This is a genomic window from Microbacterium sp. P03 (assembly GCF_043556235.1).
Lineage (GTDB): Bacteria > Actinomycetota > Actinomycetes > Actinomycetales > Microbacteriaceae > Microbacterium.
The window spans coordinates 1386590-1409980 of record NZ_JBIGIM010000001.1; the positions used below are offsets into that span (position 1 = coordinate 1386590).

17 protein-coding genes and 3 tRNA genes are annotated in these 23391 nt (G+C 67.8%); 9 read left to right on the forward strand and 11 right to left on the reverse strand.

Annotated elements, in window-relative coordinates; translation table 11 throughout:
• Nucleotides 1-121: 121 nt before the first annotated feature.
• Both ACFXOO_RS06705 and ACFXOO_RS06710 read right to left on the reverse strand, forming a co-directional pair.
• The gene (locus ACFXOO_RS06705; RefSeq protein WP_394563094.1) at nucleotides 122-3013 is read right to left on the reverse strand and encodes a fibronectin type III domain-containing protein; all 2892 of its coding nucleotides are present in this window, start codon (nucleotides 3011-3013) and stop codon (nucleotides 122-124) included.
• Nucleotides 3014-3439: 426 nt separating this feature from the next.
• Nucleotides 3440-3512: transfer RNA gene (locus ACFXOO_RS06710), tRNA-Val, on the reverse strand.
• A gap of 177 nt (nucleotides 3513-3689) precedes the next feature.
• Between ACFXOO_RS06710 and aceE the strand changes: the two genes are divergently transcribed.
• The 6 genes from aceE to ACFXOO_RS06740 all read left to right on the forward strand — a co-directional run bounded on the left by aceE (nucleotide 3690) and on the right by ACFXOO_RS06740 (nucleotide 11310).
• Nucleotides 3690-6416, forward strand: a complete 2727-nt coding sequence (gene aceE, locus ACFXOO_RS06715) for a pyruvate dehydrogenase (acetyl-transferring), homodimeric type (RefSeq protein ID WP_394563095.1) — start codon at nucleotides 3690-3692, stop codon at nucleotides 6414-6416.
• A 17-nt stretch (nucleotides 6417-6433) separates the two neighbouring features.
• Complete coding sequence (locus ACFXOO_RS06720; RefSeq protein ID WP_378839697.1) at nucleotides 6434-7630, forward strand: PucR family transcriptional regulator; 1197 nt, start codon at nucleotides 6434-6436, stop codon at nucleotides 7628-7630.
• 95 nt (nucleotides 7631-7725) lie between these two features.
• On the forward strand, nucleotides 7726-8640 hold the full coding sequence (locus tag ACFXOO_RS06725; RefSeq protein WP_378839700.1) for an ACP S-malonyltransferase: 915 nt from the start codon (nucleotides 7726-7728) through the stop codon (nucleotides 8638-8640).
• Nucleotides 8637-9638 (forward strand): beta-ketoacyl-ACP synthase III, encoded by a 1002-nt coding sequence (locus ACFXOO_RS06730; protein ID WP_378839702.1) that lies wholly within the window; start codon nucleotides 8637-8639, stop codon nucleotides 9636-9638. The genes ACFXOO_RS06725 and ACFXOO_RS06730 overlap by 4 nt, the downstream gene beginning before the upstream one ends.
• A 75-nt stretch (nucleotides 9639-9713) precedes the next feature.
• Nucleotides 9714-9962: an acyl carrier protein gene (locus ACFXOO_RS06735; protein ID WP_045276804.1), complete on the forward strand. Its 249-nt coding sequence runs from the start codon at nucleotides 9714-9716 to the stop codon at nucleotides 9960-9962.
• Nucleotides 9963-10071: 109 nt separating this feature from the next.
• The gene (locus tag ACFXOO_RS06740; RefSeq protein WP_394563098.1) at nucleotides 10072-11310 is read left to right on the forward strand and encodes a beta-ketoacyl-[acyl-carrier-protein] synthase family protein; all 1239 of its coding nucleotides are present in this window, start codon (nucleotides 10072-10074) and stop codon (nucleotides 11308-11310) included.
• Between the two features lie 152 nt (nucleotides 11311-11462).
• Here the strand turns inward: ACFXOO_RS06740 and ACFXOO_RS06745 are convergent, their stop codons facing one another.
• Entirely contained in the window at nucleotides 11463-11966 is a 504-nt protein-coding gene (locus ACFXOO_RS06745; protein ID WP_378839859.1) for a DUF3145 domain-containing protein, read from the reverse strand.
• A 214-nt stretch (nucleotides 11967-12180) separates the two neighbouring features.
• Nucleotides 12181-12954, reverse strand: coding sequence for a hypothetical protein (locus tag ACFXOO_RS06750; RefSeq protein ID WP_378839708.1), 774 nt, complete (start codon nucleotides 12952-12954; stop codon nucleotides 12181-12183).
• A gap of 213 nt (nucleotides 12955-13167) precedes the next feature.
• Between ACFXOO_RS06750 and ACFXOO_RS06755 the strand changes: the two genes are divergently transcribed.
• Nucleotides 13168-15180 (forward strand): DUF262 domain-containing protein, encoded by a 2013-nt coding sequence (locus ACFXOO_RS06755; protein WP_394563100.1) that lies wholly within the window; start codon nucleotides 13168-13170, stop codon nucleotides 15178-15180.
• Nucleotides 15181-15283: 103 nt separating this feature from the next.
• Here the strand turns inward: ACFXOO_RS06755 and ACFXOO_RS06760 are convergent.
• Nucleotides 15284-15357, reverse strand: a tRNA-Ile gene (locus tag ACFXOO_RS06760).
• Between the two features lie 48 nt (nucleotides 15358-15405).
• Nucleotides 15406-16506, reverse strand: coding sequence for a DMT family transporter (locus ACFXOO_RS06765; RefSeq protein WP_378839713.1), 1101 nt, complete (start codon nucleotides 16504-16506; stop codon nucleotides 15406-15408).
• 42 nt (nucleotides 16507-16548) lie between these two features.
• On the opposite strand from ACFXOO_RS06765, the gene def reads away from it, so the two are divergent.
• The gene (gene def, locus ACFXOO_RS06770) at nucleotides 16549-17115 is read left to right on the forward strand and encodes a peptide deformylase (protein WP_394563101.1); all 567 of its coding nucleotides are present in this window, start codon (nucleotides 16549-16551) and stop codon (nucleotides 17113-17115) included.
• Nucleotides 17116-17232: 117 nt separating this feature from the next.
• Here def and ACFXOO_RS06775 read toward each other — a convergent pair.
• The 5 genes from ACFXOO_RS06775 to dusB all read right to left on the reverse strand — a co-directional run bounded on the left by ACFXOO_RS06775 (nucleotide 17233) and on the right by dusB (nucleotide 22632).
• Nucleotides 17233-17305 (reverse strand) — tRNA-Asn (locus tag ACFXOO_RS06775).
• 61 nt (nucleotides 17306-17366) lie between these two features.
• Nucleotides 17367-18158, reverse strand: a complete 792-nt coding sequence (locus tag ACFXOO_RS06780) for an ATP-binding cassette domain-containing protein (protein WP_378839718.1) — start codon at nucleotides 18156-18158, stop codon at nucleotides 17367-17369.
• Nucleotides 18159-18215: 57 nt separating this feature from the next.
• Complete coding sequence (gene dnaG / locus ACFXOO_RS06785) at nucleotides 18216-20093, reverse strand: DNA primase (RefSeq protein WP_394563102.1); 1878 nt, start codon at nucleotides 20091-20093, stop codon at nucleotides 18216-18218.
• Entirely contained in the window at nucleotides 20093-21466 is a 1374-nt protein-coding gene (locus tag ACFXOO_RS06790) for a deoxyguanosinetriphosphate triphosphohydrolase (protein ID WP_378839723.1), read from the reverse strand. The genes dnaG and ACFXOO_RS06790 overlap by 1 nt, the downstream gene beginning before the upstream one ends.
• Before the next feature lie 5 nt (nucleotides 21467-21471).
• Complete coding sequence (gene dusB, locus ACFXOO_RS06795; RefSeq protein WP_394563220.1) at nucleotides 21472-22632, reverse strand: tRNA dihydrouridine synthase DusB; 1161 nt, start codon at nucleotides 22630-22632, stop codon at nucleotides 21472-21474.
• Between the two features lie 213 nt (nucleotides 22633-22845).
• On the opposite strand from dusB, the gene ACFXOO_RS06800 reads away from it, so the two are divergent.
• The gene (locus ACFXOO_RS06800; RefSeq protein WP_394563103.1) at nucleotides 22846-23346 is read left to right on the forward strand and encodes a glutathione peroxidase; all 501 of its coding nucleotides are present in this window, start codon (nucleotides 22846-22848) and stop codon (nucleotides 23344-23346) included.
• Nucleotides 23347-23391 lie beyond the last annotated feature (45 nt).

A 23391-nucleotide genomic window follows, 5' to 3' on the forward strand; every position in this document is an offset into this window, starting at 1 on the left:
CGGCGGCCCAGACACATCTGAGCCGTTCTCACTGCCATGCCGTTCTGCACCCGGTAACGACATCGGCGAGCAGTTCAGTAAGAGATTCGTATCGCTGAAGTCTGCGCGGACCCGCCTCGCGCTACTTGATCGTGAGCTTCCCGGATGCTGCCGACCCAGTCCCCGCAGCCGTGATCGCCTGAACATTCAACGTGTAGGTCTTGCCGACGACCAGCCTCGTCATGGCGAACGAACGGACCGTGGCCGCGACCGTGCTGCTGTAGGCACCTTGACCCGTACTGTCCACACCGTCGCGAGACACGCGGTAGCCGGTGATGATGTGCCCCGCTGGAACGACCGGTGGCTGCCAGGTCATCGTGGCTGTGGCGGCTGCGGTCTGGGTCACTTTGAAGCTGGTCGGCGGGTCGGCGACCAGGGTGATCTTGCCGGATACAGCCAGTCCGGCACCGGCCGAGGTGATCGCTCGAACGGTTAGCGTGTAGCTGTTACCCAGGACGAGTCGAGTCATCGAGAAGGTCCGTGCCGTCGCTGGGATGATGCTTGCGTACGCCCCCTGGCCGGCGGCATCGACGCCGTCGCGCGAAACGCGGTAGCCGGTGATCGTCTGTCCCGCCGGTACAGCGGGAGGCTGCCACGTCATGGTTGCTGTTCCGGCGGCGGTCTGGCTGAGCGCGAAGCTGACCGGCGTCGGTGCGACGATCTTGATCCGACCCGACGTGGGCATGCCCGACCCCGCGGCCGTGATCGCCTGCACCGCGAAGGTGTAGGTCTGGCCCGGGACGAGCCTGGTCATCGAGAAGCTGCGGATCGTTGATGCAACGGTGCCGGTGTAGGCACCCTGCCCGGCGCTGTCGACGCCGTCGCGTGACACGCGGTACCCCGTGATCGTCTGGCCGGCGGGAACGGCAGGCGGCTGCCAGGTCATCGTCGCTGTGCCCGTCCTGGTCTGGCTCAGAACGTAGCTCACTGGCGCTGAGGCGAGGGTCGGAGACGCCGAGACGCTGTATCCGGCCGAATCTGTCGCCATGCAGAACGTAGACGATCCGCACGAGACCCCGGTGAAGGTAGCACCGGCACTCGCCAATCCCGTTCGCGCCGTCCATGTCGACCCGTCGAACGTTGACGCGTTCCCGCCTGCTGCGGAGCCCACCGCGACGCAGGATGTCGTGGCTCGACAGGACACAGCGACCGCCTCGGTGCCAAGGCCGGTGGATGCCGCAGCTGACCAGGCGGTCCCGTTCCATGATCGTGAAGCACCAGCGGAATCGATCGCGACGCAGTAAGTGCTCGTTGCGCACGAGATGGCGCTGACGACACCGCCGGTGTAGTTCGTTGGCGACCACGCCGTGCCATTGAAGGTGAACACCTTGTCCTGTGATTTCAGAGCGCAGAAGGTCGCGGACACACAGCTCACGCCGGTCGTTGTGAGCGCCTCGATGGACGGACCGGAGCTGTAAGCCCAGCCGCCACTTCGGTAGATCTGCACGCCCCCGTAGATGTTTACCGCAAGGCAGAACGACGTGCTCGTACACGATAGGGTCACCAGCCAACTGCTGCCGACCGGCACCGGGGACCCCCACGTTCCGCCATTGAACGTGTTCATCTGGGTCGGGGTATCCCAGTAGATGCCCCGGTCCTTATCGACCCCCACTGACGCGCAGAATGTCGCCGACACACACGAGACTGCAGACGCACCCCAGTTGTACGGGAATACGGCGACCTCGGGGGCCCAGTAGCTTCCGTTGTAAGTGACCGCGCCGCCACTGAAGTTGACCGCTGCGCACTGCGACGCTGATGAACAGGAGACTGAGTCGAGGCCGCGTTGGTTCGGGAAGTCGACGACACCGGTCCACGTCGTCCCGTCGTAACGCGATATGCCTTGCGGTAGTGGCCATCTTCCGTCCGGGCCCACCTGCATGACGCAGAGCGTCGCGGACGCGCATGCCAGCGGTCCGTAAAACACTCCACCGCCCTCACCGACGGGTGTATTCCAGTCGCTGCCGTTGAATTTCCAGACCGTTGTCTGGTCGTCGTCGTAATAATACGAAGCGGCCCCATCTGAGATCAGGCAGTTCGAGTTGGTCACGCACGCGATCGACAGCAGTGCGCTTGATCCCCGCGCGTTGGCGATCGGCGCCTGCCAGACACCTGACTTGTACAGCACCACTCGATCAATGGTGATCGCGGCGCAGAACGAACTTCCGACACACGAGACGGCGAGCAGATCGGCCGGCGCGGCGGTCTTCGGCGCTGCCCAGACCGTCCCATTGAAGGTGGAAGCCTTCCCGCCGGCGCCGACCACCATGCAGAACGTGGCGGAGACGCAGTCCACCCACTTCACGCCGGTACCACCGTTGACGGTCGCGGGGATGCTCCACGACGTTCCCTTGAGGACGGAGGCCTTGGAGGCGGCATCCGTCCCCACACAGAACTCCGCCGTCGCACACGACACGGAGACGAAGTCGACTTTCGAGGCGACGACACCGGCCTGAGCCCACGAGTTCCCGTTGAACACGGACCACGCTCCGCCGCGCCCGACAGCCACGCAGAACAGTTGCGTCGCGCACGACACCGCCACTGCACTCGACATGCCCGGGATCTTCGACAGGCTGCTCCACGTCGATCCGTCGTAGGTCGTCCCGAATCCGGCGCCGTCGACCGCCACGCACGTTGTGGACGCGGCCGCACAGTCCTGCGCCACGATGCCGCCTCGGGGAAGGTTGGTGGGCGTCGGCGTCTGCCAGACCCAAGGCGCGGATGCTGCCGCCGCCGCTGCCGTCCGTTCACCGTCCGCGCCCGCCGCTACGGCTGCAGCAACACCGATCTCGGCGACGGCATACCCCGCAATACTCGCGTTCGCTGGCACGACGATCAGCGAGGATGCGAAAGCAATTACTGCAATCATGGAAATAGCGAACCGTCGGCTGATTTTTCCGGTGGATTCCAGCCTGGACATCTTTGCTACCGCCTCGCCGGTTGCCCCCAGAGCGCCGGCGAAAAACATCTTCCCCATGTGCGGACCGTACTAGTCACGACGCTCTGCGACAAGAGCCGCCGGAAAACGCCGTACAGTCGGCGATGTTTGCGCAATCGAGCGACCGGACACTTCCAAAAGCTTCTCTTCCCGCTCGGCGATCCAGTCCAGCGCCAAAGCGGCCGTATCGGATCGTAGGTCGAACGCAGGTGAGATTTGCCCAACCAGATCATGCCGATGAGGGTAGAGGTCGTTTGAGAACCGTTGCAGCGCAGACAGCTATGAAGGTCGGCGTCCGACAGCCCGGTGAGTTGATCAGAACAGCGACGGCCGCCGGCCTGTCTTGATCGCTAGGCAGACAAGCGAAGTGAACGTACCGCGAACGCAGCTCACATTCCCGGGGGCCGCCGAGGGATCCGACTGCCTGTGACCTACCGACTCTCGCGATCCCAAGAATCCTCCATGTGGGCCCTGCCGGGATCGAACCGACGACATCCACGGTGTAAACGTGGCGCTCTACCAGCTGAGCTAAAGGCCCTCGCCACCAGTGTATGAGGCCGATGGCGAGAAGAGAGCGCGCGTTCCCGCTGTGGACGGTCCGGGCACCTGAAGACTGGATAGGCTGGACGACGGTGCGTTGTGCTGTTCAGACAAAGGCGGCGCCGCATCGATTGTGAATCCCTGGCACGATCTGCCAGACGACGAAAGGTCTCGCGTGACTGTCCACGATCAGGATCCGTACTCCCAGGGCTCGGCCGACAGCGATCCCGACGAGACGAGCGAGTGGCAGGAATCCCTGCAGCAGCTCGTCGCCGAGAAGGGCCACCAGCGTGGTCGCGAGATCATGCTGAGCCTGTTGAGCTCTTCGCACGATCTGCACCTCGGCGTGCCCATGGTCCCCACGACCGACTACATCAACACGATCGCGCCCGAGAACGAGCCCGACTTCCCCGGTGACGAGGAGATCGAGCGACGGTACCGCGCGTGGATCCGCTGGAACGCCGCCGTGACCGTGCATCGCGCACAGCGCCCCGGTGTCGGCGTCGGCGGTCACATCTCGACGTACGCCTCCTCTGCCGCGCTGTACGAGGTCGGCTTCAACCACTTCTTCCGCGGCGCCGACCACCCGTCCGGCGGCGACCAGATCTTCATCCAGGGCCACGCCTCCCCCGGCACCTATGCGCGTGCCTTCCTCGAGGGCCGCGTGACGGAGGCTCAGCTCGACGGCTTCCGCCAGGAGAAGTCGGCATCGCCCAACGGCATCCCGTCGTATCCGCACCCGCGCCTCATGCCGGACTTCTGGCAGTTCCCGACGGTCTCGATGGGTCTCGGACCGATCAACGCGATCTACCAGGCGATGACGAACAAGTACCTCGCGAACCGCGGGATCAAGGATGTCGCCGACTCGCACGTCTGGGCCTTCCTCGGCGACGGTGAGATGGACGAGGTCGAGAGCCGCGGACAACTGCAGGTGGCTGCGAACGAAGGCCTCGACAACCTGACCTTCGTCATCAACGCCAACCTGCAGCGCCTGGACGGTCCCGTCCGCGGAAACGGCAAGATCATCCAGGAGCTGGAGAGCTTCTTCCGCGGTGCCGGCTGGAACGTCATCAAGGTGGTCTGGGGTCGTGAATGGGACGACCTGCTCGCCCGCGACACGGACGGCGCGCTGCGCAATCTGATGAACGTCACGCCTGACGGCGACTACCAGACGTTCAAGACCGAGAACGGCGCCTACGTGCGCGAGAACTTCTTCGGTCGGGACGAGCGCGCGCTCGCCCTGGTGAAGGACTACACGGACGACCAGATCTGGAGCCTCAAGCGCGGCGGCCACGACTACCGCAAGGTCTACGCCGCCTACAAGGCCGCGATGGAGCACAAGGGTCAGCCGACCGTCATCATCGCCAAGACGATCAAGGGCTACGGCCTGGGGCCGCACTTCGAGGGCCGCAACGCGACGCATCAGATGAAGAAGATGACGCTGGACGATCTGAAGCAGTTCCGCGACACGATGCACATCCCGATCACGGACGCGCAGCTCGACGAGAACCCGTACCTGCCGCCGTACTACAACCCCGGTCCGCAGGACGAGACGATCCAGTACCTGATGGAACGGCGCCGTGCCCTGGGCGGTTTCCTTCCCGCCCGTCGCTCCGAGCACGTCGCCCTCACCCTTCCGGGTGATGCCGCGTACGCCTTGCCGAAGAAGGGTTCGGGCACCCAGGAGGTCGCCACGACGATGGCGTTCGTCCGGCTCCTGAAAGACCTGCTGCGGTCGAAGGACTTCGGCAACCGCATCGTGCCGATCATCCCCGACGAAGCACGCACGTTCGGCATGGACGCGTTCTTCCCGACGGCGAAGATCTACAACCCCAACGGGCAGCACTACACTTCGGTCGACCGCGAGCTGCTCCTGGCGTACAAGGAGAGCCCGCAGGGGCAGATCGTGCACGTCGGCATCAACGAGGCCGGCGGTATGGCCGCCTACACGAACATCGGCACGAGCTACTCGACGCACGGCGAACCGCTGATCCCGGTCTACGTCTTCTACTCGATGTTCGGCTACCAGCGCACCGGCGATGCCATGTGGGCGGCGTCCGATCAGATGTCCCGCGGTTTCATCATCGGCGCCACCGCCGGACGCACCACGCTGACGGGCGAGGGCCTGCAGCACGCGGACGGGCACTCGCACCTGCTGGCCTCGACCAACCCGGCCACCGTCGCCTACGACCCGGCGTACGGCTACGAGATCGCGCACATCGTGCGTTCGGGGCTGGAGCGGATGTACGGCGGCTCCCACGACGACCCGAACGTCTCGTACTACCTCACGGTCTACAACGAGCCGATCGTCCAGCCTGCTGAACCGGAGGGTGTGGACGTGGACGGTATCGTCCGCGGCATCCACCGGCTCTCGTGGGGCCAGGGTGACGGGCACCGCGTACAGCTGCTGGCCTCCGGCGTCGGTGTGCCGTGGGCGATCGAGGCTCAGCACCTGCTCGGGCAGGACTGGGGCATCGCCGCAGACGTCTGGTCGGTCACCTCCTGGACCGAGTTGCGTCGCGACGGCCTGGCCGCGGACGAGCACAACTTCCTGCACCCCGAGGCCGAGCCCCGGACCGCCTACGTGACCGAGCGTCTTCGCGAGAGCGACGGCCCGGTCATCGCGACCAGCGACTGGATGCACGCCGTCCCCGACCAGATCCGTCAGTGGGTGCCTCGTCGCTACCTCACGCTCGGGGCCGATGGCTTCGGCTTCTCCGACACCCGCGCTGCGGCGCGCCGCTACTTCAAGATCGACGGCCCGTCGATGGTCGTCCGCGCGCTGCAGGCGCTCGCGGATGAAGGTGCCATCGATCGCGGCCTCGTCGGTCAGGCGATCGAGAAGTACCGCCTCCACGACGTGAACGCGGGCACCAGCGGCAACGCCGGCGGAGAGAGCTGACGGGTGCTTCGACACCGATGAACAAGACGGAGACGCTCGCTTGGCTGCGACGCATCTCGGGTGACCTCGCCACGGCGACCACCATGCGACTGGAGGAATCACTCCCCTGGTACGCCGAGATGCCGCCGGCCCGCCGCTCGGCGGTGGGCCTGGTCGCCCAAGCGGGCATCACGTCGTTCATCCAGTGGTACGACGATCCGGCGTCCACCCCGTGGATCGCGGCCGACGTCTTCCTGGCGGCGCCGCGCGAGCTTCTGCGGAGCGTCAGTCTGACCCAGACGCTGCAGCTGATCCGCGTGACGGTCGAAGTCACCGAGGAGCGCATCCAGGGCAAGACCGAGGATCTCCGCGAAGCGATCCTGCTGTATTCGCGCGAGGTCGCCTTCGCCGCCGCCGACGTCTATGCCCGCGCCGCAGAGGCCCGCGGACTCTGGGACGCACGCCTCGAAGCGCTCGTCGTGGACTCGATCCTGACGGGCGAGGCCGACGACGAGCTGCCCAGTCGGATCGCCGCACTCGGGTGGCACGGTCACGGCGAAGTCTCGGTGCTGGTGGGAACGACTCCTCCGCAGTTCGACGTCGATCAGCTGCGCCGGACGGCGCGGAAGTTGGGCGTGGACGTGCTCATCGGAGTGCAGGGGTCGCGCCTCGTCCTGGTCATCGGACGCTCGGACTCTCCGCCGCGCGAAGAGATCGAGCCGGAACTGCCGTTCCCCGAGATCGCGCGCCGTCTGGAACCCGGCTTCGGAGACGGATACCTCGTGCTCGGCCCTGCGGTGCCCGCGCTCGTCGATGCCGGCCAGAGCGCACGGGCGGCGCTGGCCGGGTTCGCCGTCGCACGCGCATGGCGCCACGCGCCGCGGCCGGTGGAGGCCGACGACCTGCTCCCCGAGCGGGCTCTCGCGGGCGATCCACTCGCGAAGCAGACCCTCGTCGAGCGCATCTTCCGTCCCCTGCAGGCGCACAGCTCGGACCTGGTGACGACCCTGTGGAGCTATCTCGACAACGGACGTTCGCTCGAAGCCACTGCACGTGAGCTGTTCGTGCACCCCAACACGGTCCGGTATCGGCTCAAGCGCGTCTCCGAGGTCATCGGATGGGATGCCACCGGGCCGCGCGAGGCTCTGATCCTGCAGACCGCGCTCATCCTCGGATCCGTAGGATTCATCCCCACCGACCCGACACGCCGGCGGATGCCTGCGTCGCGACGCTGACGGTCGGTGATGATGTAGACCGCCCACAAAGCATCGGGCGATTCTTGTGCGGTGATCGCCAGAAGGCGCTCCGTCGTTCTTGGGAGGATGGACTGATGTTCATTGCCGTATTCCCCGGCCAGGGCTCACAGTCCCCCGGTTTCCTCGCCCCCTGGCTCGAACGCGACGGCGCGCGCGAGCGACTGGTCGAGTACTCGGAGTGGTCGGGCGTCGACCTCGTCGCAGCCGGCACGGAATGGGACGCGGAACGCATCCGTGACACACAGGTGGCTCAGCCGCTGATCGTCGCGGCGAGCTTGCTGTCGTGGAACGAACTGGCTGACCGTGGCGCGATCACGGGAGTCGCGGGTCACTCCGTCGGCGAGTTCGCCGCCGCGGCCGCTGCCGGCGTGCTCAGCGAGCAGGACGCACTCCGCCTCGTCGGCATCCGCGGCCGCGCGATGGCCGAGGCGGCCGCAGCCGAGCAGACCGGGATGAGCGCGATCATCGGCGGGGACGAGGCATCCGTGCTCGCCCGCCTCGACGAACTCGGCCTGACCCCCGCGAACTACAACGGCGGCGGACAACTCGTCGCCGCCGGCGCGCTGGGTGGCTTGCAGGCCCTCGCTGCGCAGCCGGTCTCCGGCACGCGGGTCATCCCGTTGCAGGTCGCCGGCGCATTCCACACGTCGTACATGGCCCCCGCGGTCGAGGCGCTCCGCGCCGCCGCCGATCAGGTGCTCGCGTCCGATCCGACGCTGACCATCTGGACCAACAGCGACGGCGAGACCGTCACTTCCGGTGCGGCCTATCGCGATGCGCTGATCGCACAGGTGGCCTCACCCGTGCGGTGGGATCTGTGCATGGCGTCCTTCGCGGCGCACGAGGTCACGGGACTTGTCGAGATGGCACCGGCGGGCACGCTGACGGGGCTCGCGAAGCGCGCTCTGCGCGGCGTGCCGTCTGTGGCCCTCAAGACGCCCGACGACCTCGCGGCGGCCGCCGCTCTGTTGACTGGAGATCGCGCATGAGCCCGACATTGACGCAGGCGACCGGCCCCGCCCACACCCGCATCTATTCGTACGGAGCCGCCCGCGGCGAGATCGCGGTTCCCAACGATGATCTGGTCGGTCCCATTGATTCGAGCGACGAGTGGATCCGTCAGCGCACCGGAATCGTCACGCGTATGCGAGCCGTCGCGACCACGGACGCGATAGATCTGGCGACGGATGCCGCGACCGAGGCCATCGCGAAATCCGGCGTCTCCGCCGACCTCATCGACGCCGTCATCGTCGCGACCATCAGCAACCCCAAGCAGACCCCGTCGGTTTCGGCGATCGTCGCGGACCGCGTCGGGTCGAACCCGGCGGCGGCCTACGACCTGAACGCCGCCTGCGCCGGCTTCGCTTACGGCGTCGCACAAGCCGATGCGCTGATTCGCGCGGGCGCCGCACATTACGCGCTGGTCATCGGCACCGAGAAGCTCAGCGATGTCGTCGATCCGGCGGACCGCAGCATTTCGTTCCTCCTCGGCGACGGCGCGGGAGCCGTCGTGATCGGCCCGAGCGATACGCCCGGCATCGGACCCACCGTGTGGGGGTCGGATGGTTCGAAGGCCGAAGCCGTGGGGATGAACGGTACGCTCACCCAGTTCCGTGACGGCGAGGTGCCGTGGCCGACCCTGCGCCAGGAGGGCCCGACCGTCTTCCGCTGGGCCGTCTGGGAGATGGTGAAAGTGGCACGCGAGGCTCTCGAAGCCGCCGGTGTCGACGCATCCGATCTGGCGGCTTTCGTGCCTCACCAGGCGAACATGCGCATCATCGACGAGTTCGCCAAGCAGCTGAAGCTGCCCGACACCGTCGTGATCGCCCGAGACATCGAGACGACCGGCAACACGTCGGCCGCCTCCATCCCCCTCGCAACGCACCGGCTTCTGGCCGAGAACCCGCAGCTGAGCGGTGGACTCGCGCTGCAGATCGGATTCGGCGCCGGACTCGTGTTCGGCGCGCAGGTCGTCGTCCTCCCGTGAGCCGACGACCACCGACCCTAAACTGAACAACGGCCCCGACGGGGCCCGCAGACCCCCGAAGAACAGGAGAAACCCATGGCATTCACCACCGACGAGGTGCTCGCAGGCCTTGCAGAGCTCATCACCGACGAGACCGGCATCTCGGCCGACGAGGTCGCCCTCGAGAAGTCGTTCACCGATGACCTCGACATCGACTCGATCTCGATGATGACGATCGTCGTGAACGCCGAGGAGAAGTTCGGCGTCACCATCCCCGACGACGAGGTCAAGAACCTCAAGACCGTGGGCGACGCCGTCACCTTCATCACGTCCAACCAGGCGTAGGCAGAACCGGTGGGGGCTCCGCCCCGAACACCGGCCTGCTGACGCACGCTCCGGTGGGGGCTCTTCGCCCCCACCGGTCATGCAGATTTCTTCGCGAGGATCCACACCCATGAGTACGTCACGCATCGTCGTCACCGGCATCGGAGCGTCGTCGCCGATCGGCGGCACCGCGCCCGACAGCTGGACCGCCCTGCTCGGCGGCGCCTCCGGCGCCCGCACCCTCGAGCACGAGTGGGTGGAGCAGTACTCGCTCCCTGTCACGTTCGCCGCCGAAGCGCTCGTCCGCCCGGAAGCGGTGCTGGAGCGGACCGAGGTGCGCCGCCTCGACCCGTCCTCGCAGTTCGCCCTCGTGGCGGCCCGCGAAGCCTGGGCCGACGCCGGAGCGCCCGACGTCGAGCCCGAGCGCCTCGGCGTGGACTTCGCGACGGGGATCGGCGGCCTGTGGACGCTTCTGGACGCGTGGGACACGCTGCGCGAGAAAGGACCCCGACGGGTCATGCCCATGACCGTGCCCATGCTGATGCCGAACGCGGCCGCGGCCGCCGTGTCGATGCATTTCGGGGCGCGGGCGTTCGCCCGCACGGTCGCGTCTGCCTGCGCATCGAGCACGGAGTCCATCGTCAACGCGTTCGAGCACCTGCGCGCCGGTCTCGCCGATGTCGTCATCGCGGGTGGGACGGAGTCGGCGATCCACCCCATCACCATGGCTTCGTTCGCGTCGATGCAGGCGCTGTCCAAGCGCAACGACGATCCGGCCCACGCGTCGAGGCCCTACAGCGCCGACCGAGACGGGTTCGTGATGGGCGAGGGCGCGGGAGCGCTCGTCCTCGAGACCGAGGAGCACGCGATCGCCCGTGGGGCGAGGATCTACGCGGTCATCGTGGGCGGAGGCGTGACAGCCGACTCGTACCACATCACGGCGAACGACCCTGAAGGTCGGGGCGCGAGCAGGGCTGTGACCTTCGCTCTCGAACAGGCCGGCGTATCGCCGGACGATGTGACGCACATCAATGCGCACGCCACCTCGACCCCGGTGGGCGATCCGGCGGAGTACACGGCCCTGAAGACCGTCTTCGGCGACCGCGTCCACGAGATCCCCGTGTCGGCCACCAAGGCCTCCACCGGTCACCTGCTCGGCGGCACGGGCGCCCTCGAGGCGATCTTCTCGATCCTCGCGATCCAGAACCGCATCGCCCCGCCCACGATCAACCTCACCACCCAGGACCCCGAGATCCCCCTGCGCGTCTCGGGCGAACCGATCCCCCTCGGGGACGGGCCGCAGCTCGCGATCAGCAACTCTTTCGGATTCGGCGGACACAACGCCGTCCTCGCGATTTCGACGCCGTAGCGAGGCATCCTCGACCGACGCACACGAAGACGCCCCCGGAGATCACACCGGGGGCGTCTGTCGTGTCAGGCGGGGATTCGCGTTCCCTGCGTCCGGGTTGGGGCCGCCGACCGCGGGTAGTGGCGCCTCGCCGCCTGAGATCTGAGGGGGTGTCAGCCCACCTTGTGCAGCCACACGACGGGCGCGTCATCGCTCGCATGGCGGAACGGCTCGAGCTCATCGTCCCAGGCGGCTCCGAGGGCGACGTCGAGTTCACGCTGCAGCTCGAACATGTCGCCGGCGGCGACCTCCATGGCATAGCGGATACGGTCTTCGCCGATGACCACGTTGCCGCCGGAATCGGTCTGCGCGTAGTGGATGCCGAGGCCCGGAGTGTGCAGCCAGCGGCCCCCGTCGCTGCGCGGTGTCGGATCTTCCGTCACCTCGAACCGCAAGTGCTCCCATCCGCGGATCGCCGTCGTCAACGCGGCGCCGGTTCCCACCGGACCTTCCCAGTAGTACTCGGTGCGTCGACTGCCCGACAGCACAGGCTGTTCGGTCCAGTCGAAGTTCACTCCCCGACCGAGGGCGCGTCCTACCGCCCACTCGAGGTGGGGGCACAGCGCGCGCGGCGCGGAGTGGATGAAGATCACCCCGCGCGATTGACGTGTCGCCATCATGTCTCCGTTTCTTCAGGTTCGTCTTCCCCAACGACCTGACGGATACCGCAGCGATGTGTGTTCGGTTGTGCGGCCATTATCGCTCATCTGCACCGAGAATCACAAGCGTGTCATTCCGGTCCCGTCGTCACCCCATTCCGACGGGACGCAGACGGGGAATGCCGGAGGCCCCGGCTGTGCGCCGAGGCCTCCGTCGTCCGCTCCCGAGTGATCAGGCTTCGCTCATGGCCGTGACGACGGCCTGACCCTTCGCGGCGTAATAGGCGGCGCGTGCAGCATCCTTGCGAGCCTGCTCGACGTAGCCCGCATCGAGGATGTCCTGATCGACGGGGAAGCTCTCGACGCGGTTCACGCCGTGGTACTTCTCGATGTACGCGTCGAGTTCGGGGCCCGACGTCCACGATGTGATGAGGTTGTAGCGCGGCTCGGAACCCACGTGGGTGGCGGCGTGCCACAGGCGCTGGGTGTCGATGATGAGCTGCGCTCCGGCCGGAAGTGCGATGCGCGTCTCGCCCTCGGGATCGGTGCGGTTCTCCCGCAGCACGAAGAAGCTGTCCTTGTCGTCGGTGAGGTTGAAGAAGCCACGCACGACCCAGCCGGTGCCGTCGGGGTTGAGGCGGTTGTTGTCGTCCTGATGCAGGTTGTACAGGCAGTCGCCGTAGGGCGTGGGCTGCAGTTCGATCACGCGGCACCGCCCGACGTTGGCGCCGGGCTCCTGCGCGCGGCGGGTGAGATGGGGCGCCTTCTCGACCTGCGAATCGATCCACACGCCGTCCTTGTCGGTGCGCGGCGGCTTGTGATTCCAGAAGCCGTTGCACTCGATGTCACCGAAGGCGCTCGCAAGCGGTGCGAATCGGGTGTCGCCCGACGACTTCCAGTCGTTGTACTCGATGTCGAGCCATTCCTTGGGGTCGAGCTCCTGGTTGTAGCGGTCCAGGACGACGTAGCCGGTCTCTTCGAGCGCGGCGGAGGTGATGTAACTCATGAGGAGAGTCGTACCTTTCGTAGGGGGCCAGCACGTTTTAACAGGCCCAACTTAGGCAACCCTACATCGGGGCCCTGCGACACACCCGGAGACCGGCCGACGCGACCGGACCGCGGGGAGACGGTCGGTTAGGCTTGCCCACGGCCGCCTCGAGGCTGCCGCGATTGCCGTCTCGACGAGCCGCTTTCGCCGTCGGACGGAGGATGTCGCAGCATGGGATCAGCCACCAATGTCGACGCCGTCGCCGTCAACACGATCGCGTGGCTCGCGGCGGCGGAGACCAGCATCGTCGTTCCCGTCTATCAGCGCCAGTACCGCTGGGACATCGGCGGATGTGAGCAACTGCTCGCCGACGTGCGCGCCGTGGCAGACGCCGAAGATCGCGGGATGCACTTCATCGGCTCGATCCTGTCCACCCTCAGCACCGACCGGGACGACGCCGAGCTCGTCCTGATCGACGGTCAGCAGCGCATCACGACGCTCATGCTGCTCGTCGCGGCGCTCCACCACATCGCTCAGGACGTCCGTCCGCTCCTCGCGGCCGAGATGCACACCGTCCTCGTGCGCGCGAGCGACCCCGAACGTACCAAGCTCCGCCCCCACCGGGCGTGGGCGGATGTCTTCGAGAGAATCATCCGCGACCGACCGGTTGCGGGAGACGACGCGCAGGATTCGCGCTTCGACAGCAACTACGCGTTCTTCCGCAGTCAGGTGCGCCCCGATGAGGTTCCGCGCATCTGGCGAGGACTGCGACGGCTCGAGCACGTCGCGATCACCCTCGGTGCCGGCGCGCATGCCCAGCAGATCTTCGAGAGCCTGAACTCGACGGGCGAGCCCCTGCGCGATCACGAACTGATCCACAACTACGTGCTCATGGGCCTGTCGCACGCCGAACAGACCGAGATCGAAGACACGTTCTGGGTGCCCATCGAACAGAACACCGGTCAGGCCATCGGCTCGTTCTGGCGGGACTACCTCGTGATGACGACCGGGCGGGAGGTGTCGGTTCCCGGCACCCGGGGCGTCTACGACGCGTTCCGAGCCGAGTTCCCCCGCCTCGACCTCGATTCGCTGCGTTCCGCTGCCGCGCAGTGGCGAGCGGCATCCGATGTCTACCGCGCACTGCTGCATCCCGCGCGAGAGCCCGACGCCGCCCTCGCCCGCCACCTCGCCCACGTGAACACGTTCGGACGCGCGATGTACCCGCTGCTCATGCGCGTCTACCTCGACTATCGCCGGGGGACGACGGATGCCGCGGCCTTCGCGGCCACCCTCGAGGCCGTGCAGTCACTGCTGCTGCGTCGTACGGTCGTCGGCACCGGGACCGACCGCTTGGTCGCGCGACTGTGCCGCGCCTGGAACGAGGGGCCCGACGCGCTGACGCTCGCCTTCGCCCGCATCACCCCGTCGGACGAACGCGTACGGGTCGCCCTCAAGTTCGGACCGCTCCCCCATCCGGCGTACGTGCTGGGTCGGCTCGCCGATGTCGAGGACACGACCGCCGTCGACATCGAGCACATCGTGCCGCTCATACCGGCGGACGATTGGACGGGCGACGGTGTACGACGGTGGCGGGATTACTCCGAGGACGAGCAGAACAGCCACCGTGCGCTCGCTCCCACGTTGGGCAACCTCACGCTCCTCGAGGAGCCCCTCGCCATCCGCGCGTTCGACGCCGCGTTCCCGACCAAACGGGATCAGGTCTATGCCGAGAGCCGCATACCCCTCACCGCCGATCTGGTCGGAGTTTCAGAGTGGAATACCGCGGCACTTTCGCGGCGGACGGCGGCACTCACCGGGGGTTTCCTCGCGTTGTGGGCCAAGCCCCCGATCGTCGGGATCGACGATGACGGACTGACGCCGGTGTTGGACGCCGTGCGTCGACGCGGGTGGCCGGCCGGATGGCAGCGCGAATTCGAGTACGTCGAGTACCGCGGAGAGCATTGGGAGGTCTACGACGTCAAGTACCTCTTCAACCGCATCTTCCGGCGACTGTGGGCGGACTCACGCGCAGACGTGATCTCCTTCAGCCTGCGCCGTGGCGGGCCCGTCTATGATTCGCCGTCCTGGCAGGGACAGTGGGACGCTCTCGACGACGACACCCATCTGTACATGGGGTGGGACTCGAAGTACATGCTGACAGCGGTTCAGGGCGTGCTCGAAGAGGCCGGGATCGCTGCGGAGGTCTTCGTCAAGTACTCCTACGTCGGCGCCGCGATGAGGTGATCGATCCACACCGCTCGCACGACGCCCGGACGTTCACGGATGGGTCACGCCGAGCGAGGGAGAACCCGACACGGCGTGTCCCGTCCGTGAACGGAACGAGGTGTAGGGCGGGTGGGACTTGAACCCACGATCGTCGGGTTATGAGCCCGCTGCCTTGACCAGCTTGGCCACCGCCCCCTGCACGACGAGCCTACTCGGCAGAGACGAGCAGTCCGCAGTGGGTGATCACTTCGGATCGGGCTTTCGCAGACGCAGGGGACCGTCCGATTCGTCGATCGGCGGCGCAGGCCACACTTTCGACACGGCGTCGGTGATGCGGATCGATCCGGTGCTGGGAGCGCGGTTCTCGCCGCCGTCGCTGCCCCGCTCGATCGGCACCTCCTTGCTGTGCCCGCTCACGACCTCGGGGTGGAACCGAGCCAACTGCACGACGCCCCACACGGCGATCGCGCCGGCGATGCCGAAGCCCACGAACGCCCACCACGGGGCGCCCGACGCTTCCCCGAGCACCAGCAGCCCGATGAACACCGCCACGATCGGGTCGACGACGGTCAGCCCCGCGATGACGAGGTCGGGGGGTCCCGCCGAATAGGCGGTCTGGACGAAGTAGGCACCCATCGCCACGGCGGCGAGAAGCGCCACCAGGCAGACAAGCGTCAGCCATTCGAAGTCGCCGTCCTGAATGCGCTTGATGACCACTTTCGCGAGGGTCGCGACGAAACCGTAGATGACGCCCGCTGCCATGATGTAGAACAGCGCCTGCATGCGGGTGCGCAGCCAGAACCAGAGCACGGCGAAGACGACGATCACGACGGCGAGGATCGCCAAGATGATGATCAGCTGCAGTTCCGTGATCGGGTGTTCTTCGGCGAAGAACGCCGCGATCGTGACGAACAGGAAGATACCGCCCACGCACGCCACGATCGCGATGATCGACTGACGGGTCGGCTTGTTCCCCGACACCCGCGCGTTCAGCAGCGTCGTGATGACGAGGGCGATCGCGCCGAGGGGCTGCACCAGGATCAGCGGAGCGACCGCCAGCGCACCGAGCTGGCAGAGGATCGCGAGCGCGAGCATGATCGTGCCCAGCACCCAGGACGGGCGCTTCAGGAGACTGAGAAGCTGCCCGCCGGTGAGCCCGCTGGAGCTCGCGTGCTCCGAGAGCCGCTCCACCTTCGCGACCCCGCGGTGCTGATACTGCGCGCCGAGCGACATGAACACCGCACCCAGCAGCGCGAGGGGTATGCCCGTGAGGATCGCCGGGTCGCGGAAGAAGCCGACGAGGTCGTCGGTCACATCGGAGATCGTCAGCCCGTAGCCCAGCACGTGTCGACACTAACGGCTCCGCTCGCTCGGTAGGCTCAAGACGTGGCCGTTCTGCCGATCCGAATCATTGGCGACCCGGTGCTGCATTCCACCGCAGCACCCGTCGCGGAGATCACCGATGAGGTCCGCGCCCTGGTGGCGGACATGTTCGAGACGATGGATGCCGCACCCGGTGTCGGCCTCGCCGCGCCTCAGGTGGGCGTCGGCCTGCGCATCTACACCTACAGCTATGCGGATGACGCCGGAGAACCGTGGCGCGGCGTGATCGTCAACCCTGAACTGTGGATGCGACCTCTCGTCCCCGGAGAACCCGATCCCGACGACGAATCGGAGGGCTGCCTGTCCTTCCCCGGCGAGCGGTTCCCGCTCCGACGCTCCGAGGAGGTACTCGTGACCGGCACCGATCTCGAAGGGGCCCCGGTGCGCATCGAGGTCGATGGCTGGCGCGCACGCATCATGCAGCACGAGTTCGACCACCTCGACGGCATCCTCTACGTCGACCGTCTCGATGACGGCGAATGGAAGACGGTCCAGAAGATCGCGCGCAAGCGGGGATGGGGCCGGCCGGGACAGGCGTGGACCCCTGGCTTGGACGACATCGACGCGTGAGCCGTCCGCGCGAGGGCGGACGCCCTGCCGGACGCCTCCGTCGGACCCGCATGACGGGTTCGGACGAGCTGCTCGGGGAATGAAGAACGGCCCCGGAGTGGAGTCCAGGGCCGTTCGCTCCCCGGCTTGGACTCGAACCAAGAACCTGCCGGTTAACAGCCGGCTGCTCTGCCAATTGAGCTACCGAGGAAGAGCCCGGCCGAAGCCGGGCAACCCCACCATCCTAGCAAAGGATCGGACGTGCTCGTGAATCAGGACGACACCAGGCGCTGATCCGGGTCGGCGCTCGGCGTCCACAGCAGGTCGTCCATTCTCGGTCCGTATGCGATCGGATGACCCCCGCGCATGACGAGGACCGCAGCGCTCAGGTCGCTCGCGATCTGCGCGTCGTTGGTCACGACGACCGTTGACATGCCGTCGGCGTCGCGGCGACGGAGGATGGCGTCGCAGGCTGCCCGCCGCGCCTCCACATCGAGGTTTGCGAAGGGTTCGTCGACGATCAGAACCCGTGGGCTGTGGATGAGGGTCCGCGCGAGCGCGACGCGCTGTCGCATGCCCGCGCTGAGCTCGTACGGGTACTTCGCCGACGCCCCCAGGGGGAGCATGAACTCGTCCAGGAGAGTGGCCACGCGCACCTCGAGCGCGTGCGCGTTCACCCGCCGATCGCGACTGACGATGGGCTCCGCGATGACGTCCGACACGGTCATCCGCGCCGGGAGATCCGCCCCCGCCCGTTGCGCCAGGTATCCCGTGACCCACGTGAGCGTGCGGCGATCCCGCCCCGGCCGCCGGACCGGGATCCCATCGACGTACGCGTCGCCGCCGACGACGGCGAGGCCCATCTCGTCGATACCCGCCAGCACCGCGGCAAGGCTCGACTTGCCCGCACCGGTGGGGCCCATCAGAGCGAGCGAGGTCGCATGGGGCAGGTCGAACGACACTCCGTCCACGACACGGAGGCTTTCGGACGAGCGCGCGGAGGCCCGGGCGATGGAGAGGTCGGTGCAGCGGATCGCGACATCGGGGTCTCGGCGGCGGGACATGACTTCATCCTGCCCGCCCAGCCCACCCCGCGCCACTCGAGAGCCGGGACCGCCTCCTCAGGCCTCGATCAGCCGTTGACGGGCGACGTCCAGTTCACGGAGACGGAGACGCACGATGCGTCCCTCCTCCGAGTCGGCCGACACCCGCTGGATGGCCCCCAGCAGCTCGGTCTTCTCACGATCGAGCGAACGCAGCACGAGGTTGTGAGCGAGATCGATCGTCGAGTTGACCGCGTGCGCGTCGTCCCGGGCGGGGAACGGCGAGGTCAGGAGCTCGGCCGCCAGCGAGCGGTACGGTTCCCGCACGGCGGTCACGGCATCTGCGGACCACCCGGGCCGCGTGGTGTCTGCGCCCACCAGCGTCTGCCGGACGGCATCCAGCGCCGCCGTGCGGAAAGGCAGGGCCACCGCCTGCTCGAAGAGCGCGATGTCGAGGCGGTGCCCGAACTGCAGGAAGCCCATCAGGGCGTCCCGCTCGAGGGCTGCGTCCTTCGTGCGCGGGAGCGTTGCGATGGTGGTGCGCTCCAGGACAGGCGAGCCGTCGGCATCGGACGCGGCCTGCGCGGCCGGACCGTTCGCCGGCCGTCGCGACGCCGGATCCTGGCCCGCCGACGTGGACCGTGCAGCGCGCTCCACCGCGCGTTCGACCTCCGGCAGATCGAGTCCGAGACGTCGGGCGAGCACCCGCGTGTAGCCGGGCCGCAACGCGGGGTCGCGGATCTCGGCGACGATCGGGGCCGCGGCGCGCAGCCCGCCCGCTCTGCCTTCCACGCTCGCCAGGTCGAACGCGGCCAGACGCTGATCGATGACGAACTCGAACATGGGCGCCTTGGCGTCCATCAGCGCACGCACGGCTCCGTCGCCGCGCTGCAGCCGTAGATCGCAGGGATCGAGTCCCCCCGGAGCGACGGCGACGTACGTCTGTGCGGCGAATCGCTTCTCGTCGGCGAAGGCGCGCAGCGCCGCCTTCTGACCGGCGGCGTCGGGATCGAAGGTGAAGATCACCTCTCCGGCGGTGGTGTCATCGCCCATCACCCGCCGGAGCACGCTGATGTGATCCGCGCCGAACGCCGTGCCGCAGGTGGCGACCGCCGTGGTGACTCCCGCCAAGTGGCAGGCCATGACATCCGTGTAGCCCTCCACGACCACGACGCGGTGTTCCCGGGAGACGTCGCGCTTGGCGAGATCGAGCCCGTAGAGCACCTGGGCCTTCTTGTAGATGATCGTCTCGGGGGTGTTCAGATACTTCGGCCCGTTGTCATCGTCGAACAGCCGCCGGGCGCCGAACCCGATGACCTGCCCTGTCACGTCACGGATCGGCCAGACCAGCCGGCCGCGAAAACGGTCGTAGACGCCGCGTTTCCCCTGCGAGACGAGCCCTGCCGAGATCAGCTCGTCCCTGGTGAACTTCTGCGCGATCAGGGCGTCGGCGAGCGACTGCCAGCCCTGCGGGGCGTACCCGACCCCGAAGTGGGCCGCGGCCCCCGCGTCGAAGCCACGTTCGCCGAGGAAGCGGCGTCCGAGGTCGGCGCCCGCGGTGCCGAGCTGCTCGCGGTAGAACTCGGCCGCGGCGGCGTTCGCGGCGTACAGTCGCGCGCGTCCTGCCGTCTCGGGGGCGGGACCACCGCCCTCTTCGTAGTGGAGAGAGAACCCGATCCGGCCGGCGAGCATCTCGACGGCCTCGGTGAACGTGACGTGATCGATCGCACGCAGGAACGAATAGACGTCGCCGGACTCGCCGCACCCGAAGCAGTGGTAGAAGCCGACCTGCGGACGCACGTTGAAACTCGGGCTGCGCTCGTCGTGGAAGGGACAGAGGCCCTTCAGCGAACCCACGCCCGCGGGCTTCAGGGCGACACGCTCGCCGATCACGTCGGCGATGTTGGTCCGCGACTTGACCTCGTCGACGTCCGCCTGGCGGATCCGTCCGGCCATCAGAACCCCTCGAGAGGCTGTGGGAGGGCGTAGGCGGACGGTGGGGTGGGACGGATGCCGGGAACCCAGACGCCGAGGGCGGCGACGTCGAGCTCCCCGACGAGGCGTCCGTGCCACGCGATCGCGAAGCGGTCGGTGAGGCTCGCGACCTGGTCGACCACCACCCGCTTGCGCGCGGCGTGGGTGTCGGCGAGGGCGAAGTCCTCGGCGTGGATGGCGTCGAGGTGCTCCGGAGACTCCCACAGGGCGGTCGCCAGCCGCTTCAGGACGTGGCGCTGCTCCTTGTAGAGCGCCTTCCGACCCTCGATGGAGACCACGAAGGCGCCGATGGTGCCCTTGAGCACGGCCATCTCCGCCTCGATGACCCGCGGCACGACGACCTGGCCGCTGTAGCGGGTCAACGACGGCGCGGCGTACGCCTCGCGAGTGGCGGCGGTGGCCGCCCGGGCGAAGCGTCCGATCAGGTCGGAGGTGAGGTTCTTCAGGCGGGCGAGTGCCGAGCGGGTCCCGTCGAACGACTCGATCCACTCGGGGAGCCGCATCAGGCGGTAGAGCGCATCGGCGAGCTCGTCGCGCGTGAGGTCGTAGCCGACCCAGGTCTGCATCGCGCTGATCAGCGCTTCATGCTCGCGCGGATCGGAGAGGCGGCGCGGATCGAGGTAGCCGTTGACGATGGCGTCCTCGAAATCGTGCACCGAGTAGGCGATGTCGTCCGAGAGATCCATCACCTCGGCCTCGATGCAGCGCACCCGGCCGGGTGCGCCTTCCCGCATCCACCGGAACACGTCCTCGTCCTCGGGGTAGACGCCGTACTTGAGGCGGCCCCCCGGGTCGGGTACCGGATGGGCTGCCGTCCACGGGTACTTGCACGTCGCGTCGAGGCTCGCGCGGGTCAGATTGAGGCCGTGGTTACGTCCCTCGTCATCGATCACCTTCGACTCGAGGCGCGTCACGATGCGCAGGGTCTGGGCGTTCCCCTCGAAGCCGCCGATGTCTTCGGCCCAGCTGTTCAGCGCACGCTCGCCGTTGTGTCCGAACGGCGGATGGCCGAGGTCGTGACTGAGGCACGCGGTGTCGACGACGTCGGGCGACAGGAGCAGCTCGGTGGCCAGCTCCCGGCCCACCTGGGCGACCTCCAGGGAGTGCGTCAGACGGTTGCGCGCGAAGTCGGCAGGGCTGGCGGGGCTGAGCACCTGCGTCTTGGCCGCGAGTCGCCGGAGCGCCGCGGAGTGCAGCACCCGGGCGCGGTCGCGCGCGAACGCATCCCGACGCGAACGATGCGTCTCCGGCCAGAAGCGCGCGGCATCGGTGTCGGTGTAGCCGGTCGGACGCCCTTGCGCGACGCCCACGGCGATCGTGCGCTCATCGGTCATGCTGATCACCCGCCACTGTGGTCGAGTTCCGCATCGGCGAGGGCGACGGATGCCTCGGCTCCGAGGTCGCGCGAGGACAGCCAGCCGTCGGGCAGCGCGGGTCGTTTGGGGGTGCCCGCGCGTCCGCGCTGTCCCTCCGCGGCCGCGCCGGGGTACGGTGCGTCCTGGTCGAGCTGTGCGAGCAGGGCGTCGATCTCGCCGAGGGTGGACGCCGTGGCCAGAGCGGCGCGGAGGTCTCCCCCCACCGGATAGCCCTTGAAGTACCAGGCGACATGCTTGCGGATGTCACGGCATCCGCGGCCCTCGTCTTCGAAGAACTCCACGAGCAGCTCGGCGTGCCGGCGGAAGGCCGCGGCGACGAAGCCGAGTGTCGCGTCGACGGGGTCAGCGGTCGCGGCGCCCGGACCGCCCAGTGCGCGGGCGAGGTCGCCGAACAGCCAGGGTCGGCCGAGGCATCCGCGGCCCACGACGACGCCGTCACAGCCGGTCTCGGCCATCATGCGGACCGCATCGTCGGCACTCCAGATGTCGCCGTTGCCCAGGACGGGCACGCTCGCGACGGCCTCTTTGAGCGCGGTGATGGCCGACCAGTCCGCCTGCCCCGAATAGAACTCCGCGGCCGTCCGGGCGTGCAGCGCGATGGAGGCGACTCCGGCGTCTTCGGCGATGCGGCCGGCGTCGAGGTAGGTCAGGTGGTCGGAGTCGATGCCCTTGCGCATCTTGACGGTGAGGGGAACGTCACCCGCGGCCTGCACGGTACGCGTCACGATCTCGCGGAACAGGCCGAGCTTCCACGGCAGCGCCGAACCGCCGCCCTTCCGGGTGACCTTCGGCACGGGGCATCCGAAGTTCAGATCGATGTGGTCGGCATGGTCTTCGGCCACGAGGATGCGGACCGCTTCGGCCATCGTCGCAGGATCGACGCCGTACAGCTGGATCGATCGCGGCGTCTCGGATTCGTGATGGCGGATGAGTCGCATGGTGGTGGCGTTGCGCTCGACGAGAGCGCGGGAGGTGATCATCTCGCTGACGTACAGCCCCGCGCCGTATTCGCGGCAGAGGCGCCGGAAAGCGGTGTTGGTGATGCCCGCCATGGGGGCCAGTACGACCGGTGCGTCGAGCGTGATCGGTCCGATCTGGAGTGGATCCGTCCGCGTCGGAGCCATCGGGTTCGCCACCGTCAGGCCGGGAGCGGGAGAAAGCACGGTGGTCACTCCCCCATTCTCCCAGACCCGCGCGGCGTCCGTCTCCGCGGTGCCGCGCCCGGTGGACAGCGCCGTGCCCGCGCGGGCGCACCACTCATCGTCGTGTCGATGAGTCTGCTGACAGGCTGTCCGGCCCGATGCCCGACATCGTGCGCGCCGCCTACAATCGGCGTCATGGCCACTGTCGAAGACGCACCGCTCAGCAGCATCCCCTTCTCGACCTCCGACGGCCGGCAGGCCACGCTCGGCGATTACGCCGGCAAGGTCCTGCTCATCGTGAACGTGGCTTCGCGCTGCGGGCTCGCCCCGCAGTACGAACAGCTCGAGCAACTTAAGAAGACCTACGGCGACCGCGGATTCGAGGTGCTCGCGTTCCCGAGCAACCAGTTCCTGCAAGAGCTGTCGAAGATGGACGACATCCTCGAGTACTGCTCGATGACCTGGGGAGTCACGTTCCCCGTGATGGACAAGGTGCGCGTCAACGGGGGCAACGCGGCGCCGCTGTACAAAGAACTCAAGAAGGCCGAGGACGCCGCGGGCAAGTCCGGGCGGGTGACCTGGAACTTCGAGAAGTTCCTGGTGCTGCCGGACGGCGACGTGCATCGCTTCCGTCCGCAGACGAAGCCCGACGACCCCGCCATCGTCAGCCTGATCGAGGCGAATCTGCCGGCCTGACCGGCGCGCACCAGGACACGGTCGGGGAACCGGCGACGGCGACGG

Coding starts and splice junctions, on each gene's coding strand:
- ACFXOO_RS06705 (WP_394563094.1), bottom strand. CDS start 3,013: ATGGGGAAGATGTTTTTCGCCGGCGCTCTGGGGGCAACCGGCGAGGCG.
- ACFXOO_RS06720 (WP_378839697.1), top strand. CDS start 6,434: ATGAACAAGACGGAGACGCTCGCTTGGCTGCGACGCATCTCGGGTGAC.
- ACFXOO_RS06725 (WP_378839700.1), top strand. CDS start 7,726: ATGTTCATTGCCGTATTCCCCGGCCAGGGCTCACAGTCCCCCGGTTTC.
- ACFXOO_RS06730 (WP_378839702.1), top strand. CDS start 8,637: ATGAGCCCGACATTGACGCAGGCGACCGGCCCCGCCCACACCCGCATC.
- ACFXOO_RS06735 (WP_045276804.1), top strand. CDS start 9,714: ATGGCATTCACCACCGACGAGGTGCTCGCAGGCCTTGCAGAGCTCATC.
- ACFXOO_RS06740 (WP_394563098.1), top strand. CDS start 10,072: ATGAGTACGTCACGCATCGTCGTCACCGGCATCGGAGCGTCGTCGCCG.
- ACFXOO_RS06745 (WP_378839859.1), bottom strand. CDS start 11,966: ATGGCGACACGTCAATCGCGCGGGGTGATCTTCATCCACTCCGCGCCG.
- ACFXOO_RS06750 (WP_378839708.1), bottom strand. CDS start 12,954: ATGAGTTACATCACCTCCGCCGCGCTCGAAGAGACCGGCTACGTCGTC.
- ACFXOO_RS06755 (WP_394563100.1), top strand. CDS start 13,168: ATGGGATCAGCCACCAATGTCGACGCCGTCGCCGTCAACACGATCGCG.
- ACFXOO_RS06780 (WP_378839718.1), bottom strand. CDS start 18,158: ATGTCCCGCCGCCGAGACCCCGATGTCGCGATCCGCTGCACCGACCTC.
- dnaG (WP_394563102.1), bottom strand. CDS start 20,093: ATGGCCGGACGGATCCGCCAGGCGGACGTCGACGAGGTCAAGTCGCGG.
- ACFXOO_RS06790 (WP_378839723.1), bottom strand. CDS start 21,466: ATGACCGATGAGCGCACGATCGCCGTGGGCGTCGCGCAAGGGCGTCCG.
- dusB (WP_394563220.1), bottom strand. CDS start 22,632: ATGGCTCCGACGCGGACGGATCCACTCCAGATCGGACCGATCACGCTC.
- ACFXOO_RS06800 (WP_394563103.1), top strand. CDS start 22,846: ATGGCCACTGTCGAAGACGCACCGCTCAGCAGCATCCCCTTCTCGACC.